Raw genomic sequence first — 23050 nt, 5'->3', positions numbered from 1 at the left:
TCGATGCGCGGGATGCGCAGGATCCAGTATAGCGCTCCGTCAAGCGCCGAGAGCGTATCATACCGCGCTGCGCTCCTTCTGCGTAGGCTCTTCACGTATAGTTGAAGCGCTGCGCTGCACGGGCATCGCTTCCTTTATACTGGCGACGAAAGAAGATGCAAAAGGAGGGAAGATGGCAACGGGCGAGAACGGCGCACGGCGCGTTGCGCTGGGTATGAGCGGCGGGGTGGATAGCGCGGTATCCGCCGCACTGCTTATGCGCGCAGGCTACGAAGTGGTAGGCGTCACCTGCCGCTTCACCGACGATGCGGCGGCCGACCGCGCCGCCGACGACGCGGCGGCGGTGTGCGCCCGGCTGGGCCTGCGCCATGTGGAGCGGGACTGCGCAGCCCTGTTCGAGAGCGCGGTGGTCCAGCCGTTCGTGGATGCCTACGCGGCAGGCCTCACGCCGAGCCCCTGCGTGGGCTGCAACGCCTGCTGCAAGCTGCCCTCCTTGCTGGACGCGGCCGACGAGCTGGGCTGCGACGTCGTGGCCACCGGCCATTACGCCCGCATCGCACAGCTTGCGGACAACGGACGTTACGTGGTGAAGTGCGCGCTCGACGCCCGCAAGGACCAGAGCTACATGCTGGCGCTGCTCTCGCAGGAGCAGCTGGCGCGCCTTGTGCTGCCGCTGGGCGGCACGACGAAGGCGGAGGTGCGCGTGCTGGCCGCCGACCTAGGGCTTCCCGTGGCCGAGAAGCCGGAGAGCCAGGATGTGTGCTTCATCGAGGGAGACTATCGTGCGTTTCTGCGCGAGCGGGGCGTAGACGATCCGCCGGGCGCCATCGTGGACTGCGCGGGTGCCGTGCTCGGCCGGCATGACGGGCTGTCAGGTTTCACCGTGGGGCAGCGCAAGGGCATCGGCGTGGCCGCGCGCGAGCCGTACTACGTAGTGGGCAAGCGGTCCGAAACGGGCGAGCTGGTGGTGGGGTTCGCCGACGAGGCCCGCATTGCGAACGTGCTCGTGGGCCCGGTGAGGTGGCAGGCCTTCGTGTGCCTGGACGAGCCGCGTGCCGCCAGCGTGAAACTGCGGTACCGTAGCCGGGCCGTTCCGTGTATCATAGAGCCCGAACCCGAAGGGCGCGTTCGCGCAGTGCTGCGCGAGCCGCAGCCGACCACGGCGCCGGGACAGTTCGCCGTCTTCTCCGTGGGCGACACCGTGCTCGGAGGCGGCATGATCGAGGAGGTAGCATCGGTATGAAGAAGCTGTTCATCATCGGCGGCATGGGCGCCGGGAAGTCGACTGCCCGCAAGGCCCTTGTGGATGCGGGCCTGCCGTACATCGACCTCGACAAGGTGGGCCACGACGTGCTCGCCTGGGACACGGTGAGGGAAGAGCTGGTGGACACGTTCGGCGTCGACATCATGGACGGCGACGAGGTGAACCGCAAGGCGCTCGCCCACAAGGCGTTCGTGAGTCCCGCCGAGACGCGCAAGCTCAACCGCATCACCGTGCCGCGCATCGAGGACGCCTACCGCGACAAGGTGGCCGAGCTGGAGGCCGCGGGCCATCCGGCCGTGGTGGTGGAGCATTCCGTGTTCAAGAACCGCACGTCCTCGCTCGCCTACGATGCCGATGTCGTTATCGCCGTGCTGGCACCGCTGGACGTGCGCATCGAGCGCGCCGTGGCGTCGGGCTTCGACGAGGCCGATGTGCGCCGCCGCATCGCCCGCCAGATCACCGATGCCGACCGCATCGAGGCCGCCGACGTGGTGTTCAACAACGACGGCACCCCCGAGGAACTGCACAACCAGGTGATAGCCTGGTGGGGAGAGTACGAGAAAGGCCTGTAAAGACTAGACGGCGAGGATGCCCCTTGGGCGGGCCCTTCCCGAGCTTTTAGTCGCGTCCGGCGTGGGCCAGCATCATGTTCGAAAAATTATATTAGAACATCCGTTTTATAAGTACGGATGTTCTTTTTTGTGCTACCATGTGATTTGTCGAAAAGAGCCAGTGCAAGCGCCTGCCCGATGCCGCAATGCGGGAGGGCGGCCCATAGATGGCGACGGTGTTCCGCGTCCGCCCGTACCACGCTTGCAAGATCCTCTCCAGCTTTCGGAACCGGAAGAGGGGTCTGCCATGGAAACCTTCATCTGAAAAACGACGAGAGGAAGTGCGGGTCGCTCTCCGTGCCCTGCCTTCCTTGACGCTGCGCCATTTACGTTTTACAATTTCGTTTAACAAAAAGGAATAGGTGATCGCCCGATGGAAGTGCTGGTTGATTTGCACGCGCTCAAGCATGGGTTGACCGAGGAAGAGATCCTGTATGCTTGGAAGAACTACGCGAGGAAGCAACATCGTAGGGCACCGAAAGAGGATCGTGTGGTAGCCCTTGGGTTTTGCAGCGATGGACGCCTCGTCCAGATGGTCGGCGTCGACAAATGGTACGGTGTGCTGATATACCATGCAATGACGCCGCCGACAGCGAGCGTTTTGGCAGAGTTCGGGCTGACAGGGAGGTAGAACGTGAAGACAGCGAAAGAGCTTGAGGAGATGTTCGGGGTCACCGCCGAGCAGCTTGATGAATGGGAGAAGGAAGCAGCGCAGGGCATCTTGCCTGGCGAGCAGGTGGGCGAGATCATTGTGGGGCGACCCCTCAAATTCGGGGAGCCGTTGCAGTTCGTCGGGTTTAAGGACACGCCGCAGAAGGTTGCGGCTATGGACGAGCGGGCGTCGAAGCTGGGCATGAGCCGGTCGGATTACCTGCGCAGCTTGGTTCGCAAGGATTTGGCAAGCGCCTAGGCAGCTCGACATCATCTCGAAAGATGGGGAAGATAACGGTTGAATCACGAACATATGTTCATTTTGCTTCTGCTGTGCTAGACTGAGTGGTCGATGAACCCTCTCGTCGGTGTCCTTCGGCATGCGGCGTTCTCTTCGGGAAGGAGCTTACGTGGCGCATCTTTCGAATATCGAGGGCCTCGAGATGGAGGGCAAGCTGCCGGAGGTGCGGCTGGCTACGACGCCCCTCAAGGTGGTGTCGCCCTACGAGCCGTCGGGCGACCAGCCGCAGGCCATCGAGAAGCTGGCCCGCGGGGTCGAGGACGGCCTGCGCTACCAGACGCTCCTGGGCGTGACGGGCTCGGGCAAGACGTTCACCATGGCCAAGACCATCGAGGCCGTGCAGAAGCCCACGCTGGTCATGGCGCCGAACAAGACGCTCGCGGCCCAGCTGGCCAGTGAGCTGAAGGAGTTCTTCCCGAACAACTCCGTGGTGTACTTCGTGTCGTATTACGACTACTACCAGCCCGAGGCCTACGTGCCCTCGTCCGACACGTTCATCGAGAAGGACGCCTCCATCAACGAGGAAGTGGAGAAGCTGCGCCATGCGGCCACTTCGGCCCTGCTTTCGCGGCGCGACTGCATCGTGGTGGCCTCGGTGTCGTGCATCTACGGCATCGGCTCGCCCATGGACTATGCCGGCATGGCGGTGTTCGTGGACAAGCAGAAGGAGATGGACCGCGACGACGTCATCCACGAGCTCATCGACATCCAGTACGACCGCAACGACTACGAGCTGAAGCGCGGCGCGTTCCGCGTGCGCGGCGACAACCTGGACGTGTTCCCGCCCTATGCGGACAACCCGTTGCGCATCGAGTTCTGGGGCGACGAGATAGAGCGCATTGCGGAAGTGGACAACGTCACGGGCGAGGTGGTGAACGAGTTCGAGGCGCTGCCCATCTGGCCCGCGTCGCACTACGTGGCCACGCGCCCGAAGATGGACCGCGCGCTCGGCACCATCCGCGACGAGCTGCGCGAGCGCCTGCAGCAGTTCAAGGAGGAGGGCAAGCTGCTCGAGGCGCAGCGTTTGGAGATGCGCACGAACTACGATCTGGAGATGATGGAGACAATGGGCTTCTGCTCCGGCATCGAGAACTACTCGCGCCACATCGACGGGCGCTCGCCGGGCGAGCCGCCCTACACGCTCATCGACTACTTCCCGAAGGACTTCCTCTGCATCATCGACGAGAGCCACGTGACGGTGCCGCAGATCCGCGGCATGCACGAGGGCGACCGCTCGCGCAAGATCACGCTGGCCGAGCACGGGTTCCGCCTGCCCAGCTGCCTGGACAACCGCCCCTTGCGCTTCGACGAGTTCGAAGAGCGCATTCCGCAGTTCGTGTACGTGTCGGCCACGCCGGGCGATTACGAGCAGAAGGTGTCGCAGCAGCAGGTGGAGCAGATCATCCGCCCGACCGGCCTACTGGACCCCGAGATCATCGTGCGCGGGAGCGCCTCCCAGATCGACGACATCATCGACGAGTCCAAGGACCGTGCCGCCCGCGACGAGCGCGTGCTCATTACCACCCTCACGAAGAAGATGGCGGAGGATCTGACCGACCACTTGCTTGACCAGGGCGTGAAGGCGCGTTACATGCACTCGGACATCGCCACGCTCGAACGCGTGGAGATCCTGCGCGAGCTGCGCCAGGGCAAGTTCGACGTGCTCGTGGGCATCAACCTGCTGCGCGAGGGCCTGGATTTGCCCGAGGTCTCGCTCGTGGCCATCCTCGATGCCGACAAGGAGGGGTTCCTGCGCAACCACCGCTCGCTCATCCAGACCATCGGCCGCGCCGCCCGCAACGTGTCGGGCCAGGTCATCATGTACGCCGACAAGATGACCGACTCCATGGCGCTTGCCATCGACGAGACGAAGCGCCGCCGCTCCATACAGATGCAGTACAACGAGGACCACGGCATAGAGCCGCAGACCATCCGCAAGGCCATCAACGACATCATGGACTACGTGACCGACGAGGTGGGCAACACCACGGCCGAGCAGGTGAACGCCGAGCTGGCCGCGCTCTCGCGCGAGGAGGTGCTGCGCATCATAGCCTCCATGGAGGACGAGATGGCCTCGGCGTCCCAGAGCATGGACTACGAGGAGGCGGCCCGCCTGCGCGACCAAGTGGTGAAGCTGCGCGCGAGCGTGGAAGGCGCGAGCGAGGAGGACGTGCTGAAGGACTTGAAGAAGGCCGCCCGCAAGGGCAGCGCCTTCGGCAACCGCAAGAACGCCGCCTACGGGTCGAGCCGCCGCTCGTAGGCGCGGGGCCGGCGACGGATGCGGGGGCATCGAAGGCCGGCGAGGAAAGGGGCAGGGGAAATGGGCGGGATATCGGTCATGGTCATGCTGTCGGTGATGGGCGCCGTGGCGTTCGTCATCTTGGGCGTGGTGGCGCTTGCGCTGGCGATGTTCGTGGCGGCAACCGTGGTGAGCATCGTGTTCGCGTGCCGAGCGAAGGCGCGGCGCGAGCAGGGCAAGCGGCTCAAAGGCCTTGCGGCCGTGCCCATCGTGCTGTACGCGGTGAGCGTCCCCGTGCTCATATGGTTCGCAGTCGTGTGGGTGGTGCCGCTCTCCACCGATAGAGAGGGTGACGAATTCGTCGACTTCTCCCAAGCCGTCACGCGGCACGATCCGGAGGCGTTGCAGGCATGCTTTGACGCCGATGAGTTCGCGTTCCCGGAGGAGGGCCCCGAGTCGCTTGCGGCTCTGCTGAAGATCGCGCGCGACTACGAGGACGAGGAATGCGCGTCCATCGTCATGCGCGAGGCAAGGGCAGAAGGCGTGTTCCTGGCGCATGACGGCCCGGTTTCCCTTGGTCTGCCGGAGTGGTCCGGGCCTGGGCAGGCGCCCGAAAAGGGATCATCGGACGCGGCCTGACCTAGCACCTGGACCGAACCGGGCGATGGGCTCCGCCTGCCCGGGCGCGCAGCACCAGGGCAGGCAAGCGCCGCTAGGCCTCGGCTTCCGCCGTCTGCCCGCCGGCCGTCTCCGGCTGGACGGCCGGCGCATGGTCGAGGGCGCGCACGCTCTTCGGCAGATACACCACGAGGCCCAATACCAGGCAGATGGCGCCGTCTACCACGAAGAACGGGGCAACTCCGATGCTCTCCGCCAACATGCCGCCAAGCGCGATGCCAATGGGCGATGCCAAGCCCATAGCCGCCATGGACAGTCCCAGCGCACGACCCGTCTTCTCCTCGGCCACGTTGCGCTGGATGAGCGTGATGAGCGGCCCGTTGAACCAGGCGCAGGCGATCGCCATGACGGCGCAGAGCGCAACGAACGCCCAGAACATGCTTGGTGCAAGGAAACCGCAGGCCATGGTGGTGGCGCCTACGATAAGGGCCGCCACGCCGATGAGCAGAGCGAGTCTCTTGTCGCCGCCCCAGGCCATGAGCACGATGGAGCCGCACACCATGCCGATGCCGAACGCGGCCTCCACGAGCGAGGCCGCGTAGCCGTCGCCGCCGAAGTGGTCGAACGTCATGAGCGGGAAGATGGCGCCCAGGGGCGCGAACGCCACCATGCCCACCGTCACGCCGGCTATGAGGATAACCAGGCCGCGGTTTGCCGACAGAGCGCGCCAGCCGTCGCGCAGGTTCGCCAGCACGTGCTGGTTCTCGGCCGCCTTGTCGATGACGGTGGGTATCTTCGCCAGGGCGAGGCCCGCCACGGCTGCGAGCGCGCCGAAGAAGTCCAGGAACATGACGGTATGGAAGCCGAGGGTGGTGTACAGGAAGATGCCGAACGCCGGAGCGCCGATGGACGCCACGCTCATGAGCAGCTGGTCGAGCGTGTTGATGCGCAGCAGATGCTTCTCGGGCACGAGCAGCGGCATGGCGGCCATCATGGCCGGCCCGTGGAACGCCTGGCCGATGCTGCGCACGACAACCAGTATCATGAGCAGGGCGAACGATACCTGGCCCAGGAGGATGGCCACGCCCAGCCCGAGCGACACCAAGCCGACTCCCAGGTCTGCCACGATCATGACGGTCTTGCGGTTGTGCTTGTCGGCGATGACGCCGCCGAACGGCGAGAGCAGGCCCTGCGGCAGGTAGGCGCAGATGGCGGCGGCAGACAGCATGAGGGCGCTGCCGGTGGTCTCGGTGATGTACCAGACCACCGCGTAGCCTGCGGCGTAGCTGGTTATCATGGACACGGCCTGGCCGATCCAGATGGTGGCGATGACGGCGAGCCAGCGCTTGGGAAGCGGATGGCCCGCGGCGCTCAGGGTCATGGCAGATTCGGTCATGGGAGAGAGCTCCTTCAAGGTCGATGTATTCGTCGGCCGCGCAACGGGTGTTGGACGGTGTGCATTTCAGTGTGGGGTTGCGAACGCGGCCGCGCCAGCCATTTCGGTTGGCAAAAGGGGTGCAACGGGAAGTTGCGACGAGGTTCGGCGCGCGTGGGCGTGCCGACTACTGAAATACGTAATACATCGAAACAGAGCTCCTTGGTTGGTTCCAGTCCGCACAGTCTACTGGCGCGTCTGGGCCCTGTCAAGTACGAATGTGCTGTTTTGGGGTTCGAAGCCGCGCTCGGCGAGGGCTGCAACCGATCGTTGCGGTTGGGATACGGCCGGCAGGCTTCGGGCGATGCGGCGTCAGCCTGCGGCGGCGAAGCGGATGTTCAGGTCCACACGGGTGGATATGCCGGCCACCGTGCCGGCGCTCGTGTACTGCCACATGACGAAGTCGAACTGCCCGGTGGGCACGGCCATGTTGTACTCGGCGAACCACACCGGACGGCCGTCGAGGTCATCGCCGCCGAACCGGGCGATGTCGCGCTTGTTGCCGTAAACGAGCGTGTCGTAGCCCGCCTGCTCGATGCGCTCGCAGAACGCGCGGGCGCAGGCGGCCAGCTCGGGGCCCGTGAGGCGGTTCGCGCGTCCGGCGTTGTCGGAGACGGGTTCGTGGTCGAAGGCGACGGGCAGGTCGAGGGGGCGGCCGGCCAAGAGCCCGAGCACGAAGTCGGCCTCCTCGCGGGCTTCGTCGGGCGTGACGGCCTGTGAGAAGAAGTAGACGCCCGTGGCCAGGCCTGCCGCCTTGGCGCCATCGACGTTCTCCGCGAAGCGCTCGTCGGCGTACAGCGCGCCCTCGGTGTAGCCGCGGTTGCCTGCACGCACGATGGCGAAGTCCACGCCATCGGCCGCCACGGCCGGCCAGTCGATGGCGCCCTGATGGCTGGAAACGTCCACGCCAAGGTCAGAACGCAGCGCGCCGTCCTCGTAGTAGGCGAGCCGGTCGCCGTTGCGCTCGAGGCCCGTCCAGTCGTAGGGGCTCACGTATGCGGCCGGCGCCGCGGCGTGCGGGGTGCCGGCGCACCGCCCGGCCAAAAGGCCCGCTGCGAGGGCGAGCAGAGCCAGGGCGAACAGCCCGATGACGACGCGCCGCGACGACGCACGTCTCTGCACCGGCCGCGGCCGGGGTGCATGCGCCCGCGCGGTGTCGCGGCGCGATGGTCGGGGCGAGAGGGTTTTGTTCGTGTTCATGCCGCCATCCTAGCAAACCGCTGCGCGCTGCCGCCCCCGCCCCCGCGCTTCCCATGCGAATACCAGAAGTCCCCGATTCTCGCCTTGGCGGGTACTCTTGCCGCCTCCCTACGCCCCCGTGCCCTGCGCGCCGATGCGGCGGGCGTCGGCCTCGTCGAGGTAGTCGTAGGCCACGAGCTTCTTCAGCACCTGGTATTGCCGCTGGCGGGCGAGGTCGGGGTTCTCGGAGAGCGCGTAGGCGCTCGGCGCGTTTGGTATGCCGGCCAGCAGCGTGCACTCGCCCGCATCGAGTTCCTGCGGCTCCTTGCCGAAGTAGCCTGCGCTGGCATTGCCGATGCCCTCGTAGCCGTCGCCGAAGTAGATGGAGTTCACGTAAAGCTCCAGTATCTCCCGCTTCGTGAAATGCTGTTCCATGGTCAGCGCCATGAACACCTCGGCCACCTTGCGCTCGATGGTCTGCTCCTGCGTGAAGTACTGGTTCTTCGCCAACTGCTGAGTGATGGTGCTGCCGCCCTCTACGATTGATCCGGCTTTGAAGTCGTTCACGAGAGCGCGGCCGGTGGCGATGGCATCGAAGCCCGGGTGGGCGTAGAACCGATGGTCTTCCACGGCCACGACCGCCTGCAGATACAGGTCGGGCAGCTCCTGGATGGGCGTGAAGCCGGATGCGCCCTCTATGCGCTGCTCCATCTCGTCCAGCGGGAGTGCGGCCAGGGCCTCGCGGTACTGGTTGAAGCCCCGTGCCACGAAGAACGTGGCGGCAAGCGCCACCAGGATGATAGCGAAGATAAGCAGGTTTCCGACAAGCCGTGCGACCGGCCGGTCCGGGGTGGTGCGCTGCATGCTCGGTGCCATGGCGGTGCCTTTCCCTTGCCTTGTTTCCCTACGCTTTCCGTTATACCAAGCCTTCCTTAACGCAACCTTACCGACCGCTTGCCCGGGCCTTACATTCCTGAAAGGAAGATCGGCGCGGATATGCTACCGATGCGCTATACTTACGGCGGTTGAACGGCTGCCCGCAGGTGGAGACGGGCGCGACGGAGCGGTGAGGACGGTGGCGGACATGATGATTTCGACGAAGGGGCGCTACGCCCTGCGGCTCATGATCGACATTGCCAGCCGCGGGCAGGACGGCTCACCCGTGACCATGCGCCAGGCGGCCGCGCGCGAGGACTTGTCCGTGAAGTACCTCGAGCAGCTGGGCGGTGCCTTGGTGAAGGCCGGCATCCTGAAGAGCATCCGAGGCGTGAGCGGCGGCTACCTGCTTGCCAAGCCCGCCGAGGACATCACCGCCGGCGATGTCTTGCGCGCCACTGAGGGCAGCTGCGCCCCCGTGGCCTGCCTCGAGGACGGCGCCGAAGCCTGCCCGCGCCGCAGCGAGTGCGTGGCCGTGAATTTCTGGCGAGGCCTGGACCGCACCATCGAGGGCTACGTGGACGGCGTCACCCTGGCCGACCTCGTGAAGATGGGCTAGCGAGGCCCCGGGCGCCCGCTTGACGCGCAATCCGACGGAGACGGCGGCCGAGTCGCGCAGACCGCCTTGCCCTGCATGGGCGCCCCTTCCCCGGTGCGGGGCTCTGGGAACCGGTGGCTTCGGCTAGAAATCGCGCCGGCGGTAGGCGGCGAGGCATGCGGCGCAGGATACGGCGTAGAGTGCGAAGGCGCTCGCCGCCAAGGCGCCCGCCACCGCGAGGAACGTCTCGGACGACGTGGCGAGCGAGACGAGTCCGCCGAGGAACGCGGGTGCCGCCTCCGGCCTGGCCCAGACGTTGACGATCGGGCTGATGGCAAGCACGGAAACCATCATGACCAGCGCCATCGCGTAGCGCGGGCCGTTTCCCATGCCGAAGCTGAAGAACGTGGGCAGCATGATCCCCCCGACCACGAATGCGAGCGCAAGCGACGCGGCAGCGGACCAGGCGAGCCCGATCGCGTCGAAGCCGCCCGGGCGGAGCACGAGCGCCGCATAGGCCGGCACCCCCTGCACGGCCAGCGTGGCAGCCAGGTAGACCGCCACGCCCATCAGCGTGCCCGCCGCGGCGACGGCCGCGAGGAACGCGTAGCGGCCGAGCACGACGCCCGTGCGGGTGAGCGGCATGGTCAGGCGGAACCGGCTCCAATCGCGCCGGTCGTCGTAGAGCGCGAGCGCCTGCGCGACCGAGACTACGGAAATCATGCCGAAATACGGGATGATGCCCGGATGGCTGCCCATCATGAGGGCGGCCGCGCCTCCCATGCCCAAAAGCAGCAGCAGGTAGCGCCGCAGCAGCTTCTTCACGGTGATGAAATCCATCAGGAACATCGCTTTCATGGGCTGGGCTTCCTTTCCCTTGGTCGGTGCGCTCCGGCGCCCGGCAGAAGCGCCGCCTGCTTGCCGGGGCGGTGCAGGCGGCGCGGGGGTGCTGCTTAGAACTCCCGCCTCTCGTACAGCTTCACGGAAAGCATGCACGAGAGCACGGTGAGCACGGCCATGACGGCCAGCACCGCGGCGACCAAGGCGACGGTGCCCGTCGGCGTGCTCGCCCAAGCGGCCAGGTCGAGGACGAATGCGGGCGGCGGGCCGGCTTTCTGCACGAGCACCGTCCCGATGGGCAGCAGGATGATGAACGCCAGCGGAAGGTAGCGCACGGCCTTCGTCATGCCGAAGCGCGCGACGAGCGGCAGGGCGACGAGCCAGAGGGCGAGCGAGAACGCGATGGAGGCTGCAACCATGCCCAGCACTATCTGCCAGTCCATGCCCTCGAAGAGGCCGGCAAACAGCTCGGTTTGCGGAAGAGCGAGCGACAATCCGTACACGATGGCGGTGACCGCCACGCCCAGCACGAGCCCGACCAGCGTCATGACGACGAACGTGGCGTAGCGGCCCTGCACGACGTTCGCACGCGAGAGGGGCAGCGTGAGGCGGAAGCGCTCCCAGTCGTTGCGCTCGTCGAAGGCCACCAGCGTGAAGCCCACCGAGTAGGCCAGCATGAGCGCCATGATGGGCATGATGCACAGGGCGGAGCCGGTGGATACCGTGAGGACCAGGGCCACCACCACGCCCAGCAGCAGCTGCGACCGTGCGAGCTTCTTGGCCGTCAACAGGTCGAACATGAGCATGGTCTTCATCGGGCCTCTCCTTTCAGCATGAGCGACATGTACGATTCGATGTCGGCCCGCTCCAATACGATGTGGGGGAACCTCGCTGCGAACGCCTGGCGGTCGGGAACGAGGACGGTGGTGCCGTAGGTGCTGCGTTCGTAGCGCATCCCGCCGCGGGGGAAGAAGCCGCTGTCCACGATGGCGTCGAACTCGTCCGCGCGGCACTGCGCCACGCCGGCCACATCGGTGATGACGTCCTTCTCCACCGAGAACACGATGCGGCCCGCATCGATGCACACGATGTAGTCCGCGATCTTCTCCAGGTCGCTGGTGATGTGGCTGGACATGAGGATGCCGCGGCCCTCGTGGCCCATGTACAGGCGCAGCGTGTCGAGCGCCTCCTCGCGGGCCATAGGGTCGAGGCCGGCCGTGGCCTCGTCGAGCACGAGCAGGTCGGGGTTGTGGGCCAGCGCGCACGCCAGCGACAGCTTCATGCCCATGCCGCGCGACAGTTCCTTCACCGTCTTGTCCTGGGGCAGCTGGAACGCGTGGGCGAACGTGCGGAACGCGCCGGGGTTCCAGTCCTTGTAGCTTTGGGCCATGAGCTTGCTCACCGTGTCCACCGTGAGCTCCTCGGGGAACGAGCACGTGTCGAACACCACGCCGATGCGTTGCTTGAGTTGGGCGAGGCGCTTCTCGGGCGCGCCGGTGACCTCCTCGCCGAAGAGCGAGATGGAGCCGCCGTCGGGGCGGATGAGCCCGAGTATCGCCTTGATGGTGGTGGTCTTGCCGGCGCCGTTGGAGCCGATGAAGCCCACGACGCTGCCGGCCGGCACGCTTAGGGAGATGCCTTCCAGATCGAAGTCGTCGTAGTGCTTTTCCAGATTCTGTATGCGCAAAAGGTCGCTCATCAGTCGTCACTTTCTTCCGTGGTCGAACGGTTTGGGGATGGTGCCCGGCGGGCGCCTTCCCCGGTCAGTCCTCCATGAGGAGGTCGAGCATGTCGTGGAGCTCGCCCGGCGCGACGCCCGCGCTGCGGGCCTCCTCCACCGCGCGTGCCATCAGGTCCTCGATGTGCTTCAAGCGCTCCTCGCGCAGAAGCTCCATGTTGCCGCCGGCGACGAAGCTGCCCTTGCCCTGCACCGTCTCGATGAACCCTTGGGCCTCGAGGTCGGCGTAGGCGCGCTTGGTGGTGATGACGCTGATGCGCAGGTCGTTCGCCAACGCGCGCATCGAGGGAAGCTGGGCGCCCTCCGCGAGCGTGCCGTTCAGGATGAGGTTCTTCATCTGGGCGGTGATCTGCTCGTAGATGGGCTTGTCGCTTGCGTTCGAGATGATGATGTCCAACGGTGCTCCTCGTCTTGTCCCTTGAGGGGGCGCCCGGCGTCCCAAGCGCTCCCGGCGGCGGAGCCGCGACGTCTCGCCGCTTCGCCCGACGGCCGGGAAACACGTTCTTCCCCCGCCGCCCCGAGGGTTCCCCGCCTTGCACCCCGCCTCGCGACAGTGTGCAAAGTGTATATACCCTCTATGCACACTATAAACACCATGCATGCACACTGTCAAGGGATGGCAGGGAGATTTCACGGGTATTGAAAGTACGGCTGCATTACGTTATAACGAGGTGTCGGAGCGGCCTTGTCTGCTTGCGCATGCCGCCCCTGTCCCTAGATGAGTCCTCCAGCTGCTTGGAAAAGGACAGCGGACTCGTTTACGGCATTGCCTATCTTGTGGAAATCCGGTAAGGGAAAGAGGTTCTTATATGGCTAGCGTGCTGTTCTTGGAGTACCCGAAGTGCTCCACCTGCAAGAAGGCGAAGGCATGGCTCGATGCGCACGGCGTGGCGTATGCCGACCGGCACATCGTGGAGGACAACCCGACGGCCGACGAGCTGGCGGTGTGGCATGCGATGAGCGGGCTGCCGTTGCGGCGCTTCTTCAACACGAGCGGCATGGTGTACCGCGAGCGCAACGTGAAGGCGCTCCTCGATGCGGGCATGGGCGACGAGGAGGCGTACGCGCTGCTTGCGGAGGACGGCATGCTGGTGAAGCGGCCGCTCGTGGTGGGCGAGGGCTTCGTGCTCGTGGGCTTCAAGGAAGCGGAATGGGAGCAGGCGCTGCTGGGCTAGCGGGCAGTCTGGCGGCGTCGGCGCTTGCGGCGCCGGGCCGGATATATCATGGGACGGCAAGGCGCGCGCCGGAAAGCTACCTTTTTGGCAGATTTCGAAGGTTATTCGTCATCGACGGCCGCCCGGCTAGCCCCTGTGTCGCGTTCCGACGGCGACAGGCTGCGTTTCCCCAGTTCAAATGAGGTTCGTCTGCGATGTGTTCTCGGAGCCTGTCCAAGCGACGACGAATAACCTTCGATTTCTACCACGAACGATGGCTTTCCTCGCCCAACGAGTTTTCTTGCTCGCGGCTCGGCGATGCACGACGGGCTTGTGCGCATCAGAGCTCGTCGGTGTCGAGCCAGAGCGTGAAGGGGCCGTCGTTCACCAGGGACACGTCCATGTACGCGCCGAAGCGGCCCGTTTCCACGCGGGCCACGTCGCGTCGGGCGCGCTCGGCGAACCACTCGTAGAGGCGGTTCGCCTCGCCGGGCGCGCCCGCTGCGGTGAACGAGGGGCGGTTGCCCTTCCTGCAGCTGGCGTACAGCGTGAACTGCGACACCACCAGCACCTCGCCCCCGACGTCGGCCAGCGACAGGTTCGTCTTGCCGTCGTCGTCCTCGAAGATGCGCAGGCGCGCGATCTTGCTCCACAGGCGCTCGGCCTGCTCCTCGCCGTCGCCATGGCCCACGCCCAGCAGGATGAGCAGGCCGTGCCCGATGCTGCCAACCGTCTCGCCGTCGATGTCCACCTGCGCGCTGCTCACACGCTGAATGACTGCCCGCATGGATGCTCCCTTTCCTAAGCCTGCTTCTTTGCTGCGGCGCAGGGGCGCGCTTGGCGCGTTGCCGCGAGGTGCGCTGCCATCGCAGGATCCGGCGCCGCTGCGCCTACTTCGCCCTGCCGCCGCTTTCGCTTGGTGCCTGCGATGCTGTTGTTTTGCCGTTCGGTTCAGTATAGCGGGGTTTACATGGATGCCGGGCGGGCGTATAACGATCTGCATCCGAACAGCGGCGGCACTTGCGCCGCCGCCCCGACGTAAGGAGCGAAGCCTATGACGTACGCGATCGTCTACGACAGCAGGACCGGCAACACCGAGGAGCTCGCGCGCGCCGTGGCCGAGGCACTGCCCGCCCAAGGGCGCCTGGCGTTCGGGCGCGTGGGCGAGGTGGACGCCGCCTCCGTGGCGCAGGCCGACCGCGTGTACGCGGGCTTCTGGACGAACCGGGGCGACTGCACCGACGAGATGGGGGAGCTGCTGGCCGGCTTGGCGGGCAAGGAGGTGTTCCTGTTCGGCACGTGCGGGTTCGGCGCCGACGAGACGTACTTTGCCGGCGTGGCGGCCCGAGCGGCCGCGCATCTGCCAGAGTCGGCGCAGCTCATAGGCACGTTCATGTGCCAGGGCCGCATGCCTTCGAGCGTGCGCCGCCGCTACGAGCGCACGGCCGAGGCGAATCCCGTGCAAGCCGCGCGTATGGCGCAGCTCATCGAGAACTTCGACGAGGCGGCCGCGCATCCGAGCGACGACGACCTTGCGCGCCTGCGCGCCAAGGTGCAGGCCTCGCTGCCAGCTTGAGGCTTCGGGGCTAGCGGCCCCGCGCGCACGTGCGGACTGCTATCGTCACAGCGAGAAACGGAGAATATCATGGCGAACCTCACCGATCTGCCGAACATCGGCCCCCATGCAGCCGAGCAGCTTGCCCAGGTGGGCATCGCGACGCCCGATGACCTGATAGCCGCAGGGGCCGAGCAGGCATGGCTCAAAGTGCAGGCCATCGACCCCGGCGTGTGCCTGCACATGCTCTACGGCTTGGAGGGCGCGGTGCAGGGCATCCCGAAGAAGGAGCTCGACCCCGCCCGCAAGCAGGAGCTCAAGGCGTTCATGGACGCGAACAGGCCGGCGTAGGGGACGCGGCGCGGGAAGGAGCGCGGCAGGCGCGGCGGGGCACCGGTGGAAACGTCGTGCTGATTGTCGCACGACAAAATGGTATGCTGTGCAGGAACGCGTCCCGGCGGGCGCGGCGGACGGCGGAGACGGCGAGAGGGGGAGCGGTGGTCTTCGGCGAGCTCATCGTGTGGTACCTGTTCCTCGGCGGCACCGCTGCCGGGAGCTTCGCGGTGCTCTCCGCCATCGACCTGTACACGGCCTTCTCGCATGCGAACGACCCGCACCTCGCCCGCACGCCCCGCGGGTACCGCGGCCGTCGCGCGCGCTCGATGACGCAGCGGCGCATCGCGCGGACGGGCTACGCCGCCGCCTTCGTCCTGCTGGTGGCGGGCATGCTGTGCCTGCTGGCGGATCTCGGCCGGCCGGAGGCGTTCTACCTGCTGTTCCTCTATCCCACCGGCAGCTTCGTGTCCGTGGGGACGTTCGCCCTCACGCTGTTCGGGGCCTGCCTCGTCGTGGCGCTCGCTGAATCCGTGCTCACGCTGGGCCCTGCGTGGGAGAGGGCCGCGCTCGTCGCGAAAGCGCTCGGGGCGGTGCTGGCCGTCGTCGTGATGGTGTACACGGGGCTGCTCCTGAAGAGCGTCGTTGCCGTGGACCTGTGGCAGTCGGCGTGGCTGCCCGTGCTGTTCCTGTTCTCGGCGCTCTCGTGCGGCTGTGGTGTCGTGCTCTTGAGCACCTGCTTCTGCGTAGCCTCCCCGGGCGTGCTCGCGTGGATCCGCGGGCTGGCCATCGCGGACGCCGTGTTCATCGTGCTCGAGGCGCTCTCGGCGGCAGCATGCGCGGTGACGGTGAACGCCGCGAGCGCCGGCCGGCCGTTCGACGCGCTGCTTGCGGGGGAGCAGTCCTGCGTGTTTTGGCTCGGCTTCGTAGGATGCGGTATACTGGCGCCTCTGGCTATCGAAGCATCTGCGTTGGCCGCCCGACGCAGCCATCGGAGCAGCGTCGTCGCCGTGTTGGCGGTGCTCGTCCTGGTCGGTGGCCTGAGCCTGCGGTTCGTGCTCGTGAACGCCGGCGTCCAAACCGCAGTGTGAGAAACGACGGGACCGATGGCAACGAAGGACATACCCCCCTTTACCTTGAGCGACCAGAGCGACCTGCCGTTGTGGGTGCAGCTGCGCGACCGTATGGCGTACCTCATAAACTCGGGGTTCTACCAGCCGGGCGAGAAGCTGCCCACCGTGCGCAAATACGCCGCCGACCTGCATATAGCCTACAACACGGTGAGCAAGGCCTACATGGGCCTGGAGCGCGACGGCTACGTGACCACGGTTCGCGGCAGCGGCGTGTTCGTGAGCGACCCGGGCGCGTTCCCCCGGGAGGGCGGCCAGGCGGACCTGCTGGTCGAGGAGTTCGTGAAAAGCTGCCTTGAAGAGGGGATGGCCTACGACGACATTCCCAAGCTCGTGTCGAAGCACATACGGAAGATGAAGAGGGAGCATGAAGAGAAGTAGCAAAGAGCGCATCGCGCGGGACGAGCGGGACTCCTATCGCCGTTCGGAGATGGAGTTCGGCGTCGCCGCCGACGCCTATCGTTCCGATCCCAGCAGGAAGGCCACGCGCAACGGGGCCGTGATGGTGACGGTGGTGCTCGCGCTGGCCGCCTTCCTCGCGGTGCTGGCGCTGTGGTACGCGGTTGCGGGCGGCTTGAGCCTTGTCGGCATCGCCGTCGCGCTCATCGTGGGACTCGGGGTGCTGTCCTCGGTCCACGTGTGCCTCGAATGGGAGCGCGCGGTGATCATGCGCCTGGGCCGGTTCAACCGCCTGGCGGGCCCCGGCATCTTTTTCAGCATCCCGCTCATCGAGTTCAGCACGCTGCGCGTCGACCAGCGCACGACGGCCACCCCTTTCGGGGCGGAGGAGGCGCTGACCAGCGACCTGGTGCCGCTCGACGTGGATGCCGTGCTGTTCTGGATGATATGGGACCCCGAGAAGGCCTGCATGGAGGTGGAGGACTGCCGCTTCGCCGTGGCGCTGACCGCCCAGACGGCGCTGCGCGACGCCATCGGCCGCGCGTCGGTGTCCAACGTGGTGATGCGGCGCCACCAGCTTGACCAGGAGCTGCAGGAGGCGGTGGAGGCGAAGGTCACCGATTGGGGCATCGCGGTGCTCTCGGTGGAGATCCGCGACATCATCATCCCGAAGGAGCTGCAGGGGGTCATGTCCCTCGAGGCCCAGGCCGAATGCCGCAAGAACGCGCGCATCACGCTCATGGAGGCCGAGCGCGACGTGTCCGCCATCTTGCAGGAGGTCGCGGAAACCTACTCCCACGACGAGATAGCGCTCTCGCTGCGCAAGATCCACCTGGTGTACGAGGGCATGCAGGACAACGAGGGAACCGTCGTGGTGCCGAGTGCCTACAGCGAGGGCTTCACGCTCGACCCGAACAAGGACGCCCCGAAGGCTAACGGAAACCCCGCGACTTAGTTATACCTAAAATAGTATAAAGACAGCAAAAATTGTCGTGCGACACTCTTGATTGTCGCACGACAATTTTCCATAATAGGCGACAGAGGGATCGGCCGATTTCCTGCAAACACGCATCCGAGCGATCGCTGCGCCCACGCCCCCTTCCCAGGAGGCGGTGCGCCCGAGAGGCTTGGGCGAGGCGTGCGCCATCGCGGCGCGCGCCGCTAAGCGGACGCCTGCAGAGGGCAGGCGTATGGGAAGAGGAGGCTTGAGTATGGGGCTTGAATCTTTGTATCTGTTCACTATGCTGGGGGGTATGGCCGCCGGCGCGTACGCGTTCGACGCCGGTCTGCGCCGCACGCGCGAGGGCAGCCGTCCCTGGCTGGTTCCCCTGGTCGTCGTGGCGCTGTTCGCCGTGGGCATGATTGCGGCAACCACGCACGTGCACAGCATCCCGCGTGCGGTCGAATCGGTGTTCGGCGGCACGGTCAACTTCGGGTCCGGCATGATCCAGGAGGTCGCCGTAGCCGGGTGCTTCTTCGTGCTGGCGATCATCGACCTGGTGGTCACGCTGGTTCGGAAGGGCAGCCCCTACGCGCTGCGCGTTGTGGGCGCCGTGGTGGGCGTGATCTGCCTGGTCATTATGGGCGTTGCCTATATCGATGTCTACGGGAACCCTGTCTGGTGCAACGCGCCGGCGACCATCCTCGCGTTCGTCGCGGGCGACCTGGCCATGGGCCTGGCGCTGTTCGCCCTGCTGGCCTCGGCAGACTACGCGGGCAAGCCGTTGCGCTTGGCGGCCTACATCGTGAACGCCGTGCTGGCCGTGGGCCTCGTGCTGGAGGCCGTCGCGTTCTCGGGCGAGGGCTTCAGCCCGATCACCCAGATCGCGGGACTCGTAATCGCACCGGTCGTCTCCGTCGTGCTCGTGGCGCTGTCGTCGAAGATCAACAACAAGAAGGCGCTTGCGATTGCCATCTGCGTCGCCTCGATCGTCGGCGTCGCCATCGCGCGCTACGCGTTTTACGCAACCTGCACGGTGGCGTAGGGAAGCAAAGGGGGATTCATCGTGAGCATTCAATCCAAGAACATTTCTCGTCGCGGCTTTCTGGGGGCCTCGGCGGCGGTGGCGGCGAGCGCTGCCCTGCTGTCGGCCACGGGCTGCTCCGCGGAGGCGAGCCTCGACGCCGCCGACAAGCACGAGCTGCCCGTCGACCCGGCTGAAGGCGGCGAGTGGGTGGCGGCCGCGTGCTGGCACAACTGCGGCGGGCGCTGCATGAACAAGGTCATGGTCAAGGATGGCGCCGTCGTGCGCCAGAAGACCGACGACACGCACGAGGACTCGCCGGACTACCCGCAGCAGCGCGGCTGCGTGCGCGGCAAGGCCCAGCAACAGCAGTGCTTCGGGGCGGATCGCGTTCTCTATCCGCTCAAGCGAAAGGGCTGGAAGCCGGGCGGTGGAGAGAATTCGAACGGGCAGATGCGCGGTAAGGACGAGTGGGAGCGCATCAGCTGGGACGAAGCCATCGACCTGGCATGCCAGGAGATCAAGCGGATCAGCGACGAGTACGGCCCGACTGGCTTTTACTGCAAGTCTCCGGATGCCAGCATCAACGTCATGTGCGGCTGCGTGCGCGGATGGGATACCACTTCGCACGGAACCTACACGCTGGGATGCGACATGATCGGCCTTCCGCCGACCGATTGCGGCAAGGCGAACGACCGCTTCGATCTGAAAAATGCCGACTACATCATCCTTTACTCGTCGAATCCCACGTGGTCGGCAGCCGGTACGCCGACGTATTACTTCATCCAGGCCAAGGAGGCGGGCGTAAAGTTCGTGACCGTCGACCCGCTGTACAATGCAACGGCGCAGACGCTCGACGCCGACTGGGTTCCGGTGCGAAACGGCACCGATATGTCCTTCATGCTTGCCGTGGCTTACGAGATGCTGCGCCTCGACAAAGAAGAAGGCGATATCGTCGACTGGGATTTCATCCACAAGTACACGGTGGGCTTTGACGCAGAGAGCATGCCTGCGGATGCAAAGCTCAACGAGAATCTTATGGACTACCTGCTGGGCGTCTACGACGGGGTTCCGAAAACACCCGAGTGGGCCGAGCCCTTCTGCGGTGTTCCGCCCGAGCAGGTAACGGAGTTCGCGCGCATCTTGGGCAAAAACAACAAGACCATGCTTTTGCACAACTACGGAATGGTGCGCTGCAACGGGTCCGAGATGATCCCCCAGATGCTCATGACGCTGGGTGCAATGGGCGGCCATATGGGCAAGTCGGGGCATGCCTGCGGCGGCAACTACCATGCCAACGCGGGCAACTACGGGCCCAACCTGGTGACCGCAGGGAAAGCCAAGACCCCCAAAACGAAGAATCCCTGCTCGACGGGCGTGCGCCAACCGCAGCTCTACGACATCATCCTCAACGGCGGCGGGTCCTTCTACGACGTGTCGAATTCTTACGGGAGCTTTCACGAGCCTATTCCGACGACACTCGGTCCCATCAAGGGCATCTTCCATGTGACCGATGCAACGCTGCAGACTTCGCTGCACCAGAAGGCGGGTATCGAGGCCCATCGCGCCGTGGACTTCGTGCTTACGCGCGCCCAGTTCATGACGACGAACGCCCTCTTCTCGGACATCGTCCTGCCCGTCACGACCGAGTGGGAGCGCGTCGGTTCGGTGACATCGTGCAACCGCGAGTTCGTGTACTGCTACTCGCAGGTGACCGAACCGCTCGGTGAGGCGAAGACCGACCAGGAGATCGGCACGCTGCTGCTCGAGGGCATGGGAATGGATCCGACGCTTGCCTACGATACCTCGGAAAAGCAGCAGTTCTTCGAGCAGATTTCCGGTTGCAAGGTAATGGGCGACAACGGCAAGATGGGCCCCCTCGTTACCATCACCGATTCCGATATCTCGGAATGGGGGGTGAACGGAACACCCCAGAAAGGCGTGATCTCGCTTGCTGATTTCATCGAGAACGGCGGGTACCAGTTCGAGCGCAAGCCCGATGATGGGCACGGCTTTATCGGCTACGAGGATTTCGTAACCGATCCAGTTGCCAATCCGCTCTCGAGCGCGAGCGGTAAGCTCGAGATCTACTGCCAGGCTCGATACGACCTTATGGCGTCGTTCGAATACGATGGCATCGAGCAGTTTAAGCCGTACCCCACATACGTCGTTCCGTGCGTTGGGTACGAATCCACGTTCAAGGACGAGAAGGTGGGCGGCGAGAAGGGCGAGTATCCTTACCTTATGTACAACCCTCACTATCTGCGCCGCTCCCATACCGTGTTCGACAACTGCCCTTGGCTGCGCGAGGCGTGGCCGAACCCGGTGTTCCTTAGCCGCCAGGATGCGGAAGAGAAGGGTATCGAGGAAGGGGACACGGTTCTCATCAGCACCCCCGCCGGGAAAGGCTTGCGCAAAGCGGCGGTAATGGACATCCTTATGCCGGGAATCGTCGGTGTGCCGCACGGTGCATGGGTCGATGTCGACGAGGAAACGGGAATTGATCGTGCCGGTTCGGATAACTACCTGATCGGTGCTGAGTACGGTGGCATGGGCGTGTCGGGCTACAACAACCAGATATGCAACATCGAGAAGTACGACGAAGAGCAGCTGGTACCCGATTGCGAACTGCCGCCTCGTTGGAGCAAGAACTAGGGCTGCGGATAAGGAGGTTGGATCATGAGCGTTGGATTCTATTTGGATCAGAACCGCTGCACGGGTTGCCGTGCGTGCCAGGTTGCGTGCAAGGATAAGAATCGCCTGGAAGTGGGATTGCTGTATCGGGAAGCGCATACGTATTCTGTTGGGGAGTTCCCGAAGTCGAAGGCGTACAGCTACTCGTTCGGCTGCAACCATTGCGAGGAGCCTATCTGCTTGAAGAACTGCCCGACGGGGGCCATCTACCGGGCGCCCGACGGGACGGTCGTGCAGGACCAGAGCAAGTGCATCGGGTGCCGCATGTGCGTCATGTCGTGCCCGTACGGCCAGCCGAAGTACTTCCCGGACGAGGGCGTGTCCGGTAAGTGCGACGGCTGCTACGGCCTGCGCGAGGCCGGCGGCGAGCCGGCGTGCGTGGCGGGATGCCCCAACCGCGCGCTCAAGTTCGGCGAGATGGACGAGCTGCGCGCCGAGTTCGGCCCCGACTTGAACGAGGGCAGCATCGCCGTGCTGCCGTCCCCGGACGAGACGCACCCGAACATCCTCATCAAGGCGAAGGACTGCGCCCAAGATGCAGGATACCGGGAGCTTACCTGGTAACCTACCCCCTTTCTTGCCGCGTCGCAGATCCCTCCCTGCGGCGCGGCAACCATGTTTGCCGGAGCACCCGCCAACCTGCCCGCGGGCTGCCACGAGAGACGGGAGACCGCTATGCCGAACGAGGAGCGCGAGAGCGCGCTAGCGATGGGGCTGGCCCGTCGCACGTACCTGTACCGCCTGTTCCATGTGGTGTTCGGAAGCCGCCCGACCGGCGAGGGCGTCGCGAAGGTGCTCGGCGGCGAGACGCCGGCCCTGCTCGGCTCTGTGGGCGAGGCGCTGGCCCGGGACGGCTTCGCCGATCTGGCGGGCCGGACGCTCGGCCCGTCCGGGCGCAGCCTTGCCGCCTGCGCCGAAGACGCCCGTGCCTGGGCCGAGCGGGCGCAGGGCGAAGCGGGCGACCCGGAGCGCGCCGAGGCCCTTGCCGCGCGCCTGCGCGCCTCCTACGACCGGCTGTTCCAGGTGCCCGGCGAGCATTACGTGCATCCCTGGGAATCGCCGTACACGGGCAAGGAGTCCGTGGTGTTCCAGGAGAGCACGCTCGACGTCCGGTCGTTCTACCATGCGGCAGGGTTCAAGCTGCGAGCGGAGAAGCGATTCCCCGACGACCACATCGCTGCTATGATGGACTACCTGGGCGCTTTGAGCCAGCGTGCGTACGAGGCGTTCGCCGACGGCCGCGACGACGAGGCGGCCCGGACGCTCGCGACGCAGCGGCAGTTCGTCGACCGGCACCTGCTGAACTGGGTCGACCAATTCGCAGCCAAGGTCATCGAGCACGATGCGCAGGGGTGCTATGGTGCACTCGCGGGCGGCATGGCGGCGTTCGCCACGCTCGACCGCGTGCTGTCCGAGCAGGTCGAGGCAGAGCTGGCCGAGCCGGAGTAGGCGGGGCCGATAGAGTCGGCCG

The 23050-nt window shown here is 65.7% G+C and carries 25 protein-coding genes; 17 read left to right on the top strand and 8 right to left on the bottom strand.

Features of this window, described 5'->3' with window-relative positions; translation table 11 throughout:
* Positions 1-172 precede the first annotated feature (172 nt).
* The 6 genes from mnmA (at position 173) to BN3560_RS04735 (ending at position 5705) form a co-directional block, all read left to right on the top strand.
* A complete protein-coding gene (mnmA, locus tag BN3560_RS04760; RefSeq protein ID WP_123649875.1) occupies positions 173-1243 on the top strand; it encodes a tRNA 2-thiouridine(34) synthase MnmA in 1071 nt (356 codons plus the stop codon).
* Positions 1240-1836 carry a dephospho-CoA kinase gene (gene coaE, locus BN3560_RS04755; RefSeq protein ID WP_096227202.1) on the top strand — a complete coding sequence of 199 codons (597 nt, stop codon included), beginning with the start codon at positions 1240-1242 and terminating at the stop codon, positions 1834-1836. The genes mnmA and coaE overlap by 4 nt, the downstream gene beginning before the upstream one ends.
* 412 nt (positions 1837-2248) lie before the next feature.
* Positions 2249-2506 carry a hypothetical protein gene (locus tag BN3560_RS04750; protein WP_096227201.1) on the top strand — a complete coding sequence of 86 codons (258 nt, stop codon included), beginning with the start codon at positions 2249-2251 and terminating at the stop codon, positions 2504-2506.
* Between the two features lie 3 nt (positions 2507-2509).
* On the top strand, positions 2510-2785 hold the full coding sequence (locus BN3560_RS04745; protein ID WP_123649876.1) for an antitoxin: 276 nt from the start codon (positions 2510-2512) through the stop codon (positions 2783-2785).
* A 151-nt stretch (positions 2786-2936) separates the two neighbouring features.
* Positions 2937-5087 (top strand): excinuclease ABC subunit UvrB, encoded by a 2151-nt coding sequence (gene uvrB, locus BN3560_RS04740; RefSeq protein WP_096227199.1) that lies wholly within the window; start codon positions 2937-2939, stop codon positions 5085-5087.
* 60 nt (positions 5088-5147) lie between these two features.
* A complete protein-coding gene (locus tag BN3560_RS04735; RefSeq protein WP_096227198.1) occupies positions 5148-5705 on the top strand; it encodes a hypothetical protein in 558 nt (185 codons plus the stop codon).
* A 73-nt stretch (positions 5706-5778) separates the two neighbouring features.
* Here the strand turns inward: BN3560_RS04735 and BN3560_RS04730 are convergent, their stop codons facing one another.
* The 3 genes from BN3560_RS04730 to BN3560_RS04720 form a co-directional block, all read right to left on the bottom strand.
* The gene (locus BN3560_RS04730; protein WP_096227197.1) at positions 5779-7080 is read right to left on the bottom strand and encodes an MFS transporter; all 1302 of its coding nucleotides are present in this window, start codon (positions 7078-7080) and stop codon (positions 5779-5781) included.
* Positions 7081-7431: 351 nt separating this feature from the next.
* A complete protein-coding gene (locus tag BN3560_RS04725) occupies positions 7432-8319 on the bottom strand; it encodes a glycoside hydrolase family 25 protein (protein ID WP_096227196.1) in 888 nt (295 codons plus the stop codon).
* A gap of 108 nt (positions 8320-8427) precedes the next feature.
* Complete coding sequence (locus BN3560_RS04720) at positions 8428-9174, bottom strand: biosynthetic peptidoglycan transglycosylase (protein WP_096227195.1); 747 nt, start codon at positions 9172-9174, stop codon at positions 8428-8430.
* Between the two features lie 208 nt (positions 9175-9382).
* On the opposite strand from BN3560_RS04720, the gene BN3560_RS04715 reads away from it, so the two are divergent.
* Positions 9383-9793 (top strand): RrF2 family transcriptional regulator, encoded by a 411-nt coding sequence (locus tag BN3560_RS04715; protein WP_096227194.1) that lies wholly within the window; start codon positions 9383-9385, stop codon positions 9791-9793.
* Positions 9794-9916: 123 nt separating this feature from the next.
* On the opposite strand, the gene BN3560_RS04710 is transcribed toward BN3560_RS04715, so the two are convergent.
* The 4 genes from BN3560_RS04710 to BN3560_RS04695 form a co-directional block, all read right to left on the bottom strand.
* Positions 9917-10630 (bottom strand): ABC-2 transporter permease, encoded by a 714-nt coding sequence (locus BN3560_RS04710; protein ID WP_096227193.1) that lies wholly within the window; start codon positions 10628-10630, stop codon positions 9917-9919.
* 95 nt (positions 10631-10725) lie between these two features.
* The gene (locus BN3560_RS04705) at positions 10726-11427 is read right to left on the bottom strand and encodes an ABC-2 transporter permease (protein ID WP_096227192.1); all 702 of its coding nucleotides are present in this window, start codon (positions 11425-11427) and stop codon (positions 10726-10728) included.
* Positions 11424-12311 carry an ABC transporter ATP-binding protein gene (locus tag BN3560_RS04700; RefSeq protein ID WP_096227191.1) on the bottom strand — a complete coding sequence of 296 codons (888 nt, stop codon included), beginning with the start codon at positions 12309-12311 and terminating at the stop codon, positions 11424-11426. Before BN3560_RS04700 ends, BN3560_RS04705 begins: the two co-directional genes overlap by 4 nt.
* Before the next feature lie 64 nt (positions 12312-12375).
* Entirely contained in the window at positions 12376-12747 is a 372-nt protein-coding gene (locus tag BN3560_RS04695) for a GntR family transcriptional regulator (protein ID WP_041238960.1), read from the bottom strand.
* A gap of 412 nt (positions 12748-13159) precedes the next feature.
* On the opposite strand from BN3560_RS04695, the gene BN3560_RS04690 reads away from it, so the two are divergent.
* On the top strand, positions 13160-13525 hold the full coding sequence (locus BN3560_RS04690; RefSeq protein WP_096227190.1) for an arsenate reductase family protein: 366 nt from the start codon (positions 13160-13162) through the stop codon (positions 13523-13525).
* A gap of 319 nt (positions 13526-13844) precedes the next feature.
* Here the strand turns inward: BN3560_RS04690 and dtd are convergent, their stop codons facing one another.
* The gene (gene dtd, locus BN3560_RS04685) at positions 13845-14291 is read right to left on the bottom strand and encodes a D-aminoacyl-tRNA deacylase (RefSeq protein ID WP_096227189.1); all 447 of its coding nucleotides are present in this window, start codon (positions 14289-14291) and stop codon (positions 13845-13847) included.
* 267 nt (positions 14292-14558) lie between these two features.
* On the opposite strand from dtd, the gene bilS reads away from it, so the two are divergent.
* The 9 genes from bilS to BN3560_RS04640 all read left to right on the top strand — a co-directional run bounded on the left by bilS (position 14559) and on the right by BN3560_RS04640 (position 23028).
* Positions 14559-15080, top strand: coding sequence for a flavodoxin family protein BilS (gene bilS, locus BN3560_RS04680; protein WP_096227188.1), 522 nt, complete (start codon positions 14559-14561; stop codon positions 15078-15080).
* A gap of 69 nt (positions 15081-15149) precedes the next feature.
* Entirely contained in the window at positions 15150-15410 is a 261-nt protein-coding gene (locus BN3560_RS04675; protein WP_096227187.1) for a TfoX/Sxy family protein, read from the top strand.
* Positions 15411-15556: 146 nt separating this feature from the next.
* Complete coding sequence (nrfD, locus tag BN3560_RS04670; protein ID WP_157780544.1) at positions 15557-16483, top strand: NrfD/PsrC family molybdoenzyme membrane anchor subunit; 927 nt, start codon at positions 15557-15559, stop codon at positions 16481-16483.
* Positions 16484-16498: 15 nt separating this feature from the next.
* The gene (locus BN3560_RS04665) at positions 16499-16903 is read left to right on the top strand and encodes a GntR family transcriptional regulator (protein WP_015538945.1); all 405 of its coding nucleotides are present in this window, start codon (positions 16499-16501) and stop codon (positions 16901-16903) included.
* Positions 16890-17876 carry an SPFH domain-containing protein gene (locus BN3560_RS04660; protein ID WP_227155513.1) on the top strand — a complete coding sequence of 329 codons (987 nt, stop codon included), beginning with the start codon at positions 16890-16892 and terminating at the stop codon, positions 17874-17876. Before BN3560_RS04665 ends, BN3560_RS04660 begins: the two co-directional genes overlap by 14 nt.
* A 256-nt stretch (positions 17877-18132) precedes the next feature.
* Positions 18133-18906: a DmsC/YnfH family molybdoenzyme membrane anchor subunit gene (locus tag BN3560_RS04655; protein WP_123649877.1), complete on the top strand. Its 774-nt coding sequence runs from the start codon at positions 18133-18135 to the stop codon at positions 18904-18906.
* Between the two features lie 21 nt (positions 18907-18927).
* Entirely contained in the window at positions 18928-21540 is a 2613-nt protein-coding gene (locus BN3560_RS04650; protein ID WP_197702173.1) for a molybdopterin-dependent oxidoreductase, read from the top strand.
* A 24-nt stretch (positions 21541-21564) separates the two neighbouring features.
* A complete protein-coding gene (locus tag BN3560_RS04645; protein ID WP_096227183.1) occupies positions 21565-22143 on the top strand; it encodes a 4Fe-4S dicluster domain-containing protein in 579 nt (192 codons plus the stop codon).
* A gap of 111 nt (positions 22144-22254) precedes the next feature.
* The gene (locus tag BN3560_RS04640) at positions 22255-23028 is read left to right on the top strand and encodes a TorD/DmsD family molecular chaperone (RefSeq protein ID WP_123673707.1); all 774 of its coding nucleotides are present in this window, start codon (positions 22255-22257) and stop codon (positions 23026-23028) included.
* Positions 23029-23050 lie beyond the last annotated feature (22 nt).

The sequence above is a fragment of the Gordonibacter urolithinfaciens genome, assembly GCF_900199375.1.
Taxonomy (GTDB): domain Bacteria; phylum Actinomycetota; class Coriobacteriia; order Coriobacteriales; family Eggerthellaceae; genus Gordonibacter; species Gordonibacter urolithinfaciens.
Note: the sequence above shows the minus strand (reverse complement) of the source record. Positions and strands in the feature narration are given on the sequence as shown.

Excerpts from the sequence above, each read along its gene's own strand:
- mnmA (WP_123649875.1), top strand. The coding sequence starts at position 173 with ATGGCAACGGGCGAGAACGGCGCACGGCGCGTTGCGCTGGGTATGAGC.
- coaE (WP_096227202.1), top strand. The coding sequence starts at position 1,240 with ATGAAGAAGCTGTTCATCATCGGCGGCATGGGCGCCGGGAAGTCGACT.
- BN3560_RS04750 (WP_096227201.1), top strand. The coding sequence starts at position 2,249 with ATGGAAGTGCTGGTTGATTTGCACGCGCTCAAGCATGGGTTGACCGAG.
- BN3560_RS04735 (WP_096227198.1), top strand. The coding sequence starts at position 5,148 with ATGGGCGGGATATCGGTCATGGTCATGCTGTCGGTGATGGGCGCCGTG.
- BN3560_RS04730 (WP_096227197.1), bottom strand. The coding sequence starts at position 7,080 with ATGACCGAATCTGCCATGACCCTGAGCGCCGCGGGCCATCCGCTTCCC.
- BN3560_RS04725 (WP_096227196.1), bottom strand. The coding sequence starts at position 8,319 with ATGAACACGAACAAAACCCTCTCGCCCCGACCATCGCGCCGCGACACC.
- BN3560_RS04720 (WP_096227195.1), bottom strand. The coding sequence starts at position 9,174 with ATGGCACCGAGCATGCAGCGCACCACCCCGGACCGGCCGGTCGCACGG.
- BN3560_RS04715 (WP_096227194.1), top strand. The coding sequence starts at position 9,383 with ATGATGATTTCGACGAAGGGGCGCTACGCCCTGCGGCTCATGATCGAC.
- BN3560_RS04710 (WP_096227193.1), bottom strand. The coding sequence starts at position 10,630 with ATGAAAGCGATGTTCCTGATGGATTTCATCACCGTGAAGAAGCTGCTG.
- BN3560_RS04705 (WP_096227192.1), bottom strand. The coding sequence starts at position 11,427 with ATGAAGACCATGCTCATGTTCGACCTGTTGACGGCCAAGAAGCTCGCA.
- BN3560_RS04700 (WP_096227191.1), bottom strand. The coding sequence starts at position 12,311 with ATGAGCGACCTTTTGCGCATACAGAATCTGGAAAAGCACTACGACGAC.
- BN3560_RS04690 (WP_096227190.1), top strand. The coding sequence starts at position 13,160 with ATGGCTAGCGTGCTGTTCTTGGAGTACCCGAAGTGCTCCACCTGCAAG.
- dtd (WP_096227189.1), bottom strand. The coding sequence starts at position 14,291 with ATGCGGGCAGTCATTCAGCGTGTGAGCAGCGCGCAGGTGGACATCGAC.
- bilS (WP_096227188.1), top strand. The coding sequence starts at position 14,559 with ATGACGTACGCGATCGTCTACGACAGCAGGACCGGCAACACCGAGGAG.
- BN3560_RS04675 (WP_096227187.1), top strand. The coding sequence starts at position 15,150 with ATGGCGAACCTCACCGATCTGCCGAACATCGGCCCCCATGCAGCCGAG.
- BN3560_RS04665 (WP_015538945.1), top strand. The coding sequence starts at position 16,499 with ATGGCAACGAAGGACATACCCCCCTTTACCTTGAGCGACCAGAGCGAC.
- BN3560_RS04660 (WP_227155513.1), top strand. The coding sequence starts at position 16,890 with ATGAAGAGAAGTAGCAAAGAGCGCATCGCGCGGGACGAGCGGGACTCC.
- BN3560_RS04655 (WP_123649877.1), top strand. The coding sequence starts at position 18,133 with ATGGGGCTTGAATCTTTGTATCTGTTCACTATGCTGGGGGGTATGGCC.
- BN3560_RS04645 (WP_096227183.1), top strand. The coding sequence starts at position 21,565 with ATGAGCGTTGGATTCTATTTGGATCAGAACCGCTGCACGGGTTGCCGT.
- BN3560_RS04640 (WP_123673707.1), top strand. The coding sequence starts at position 22,255 with ATGCCGAACGAGGAGCGCGAGAGCGCGCTAGCGATGGGGCTGGCCCGT.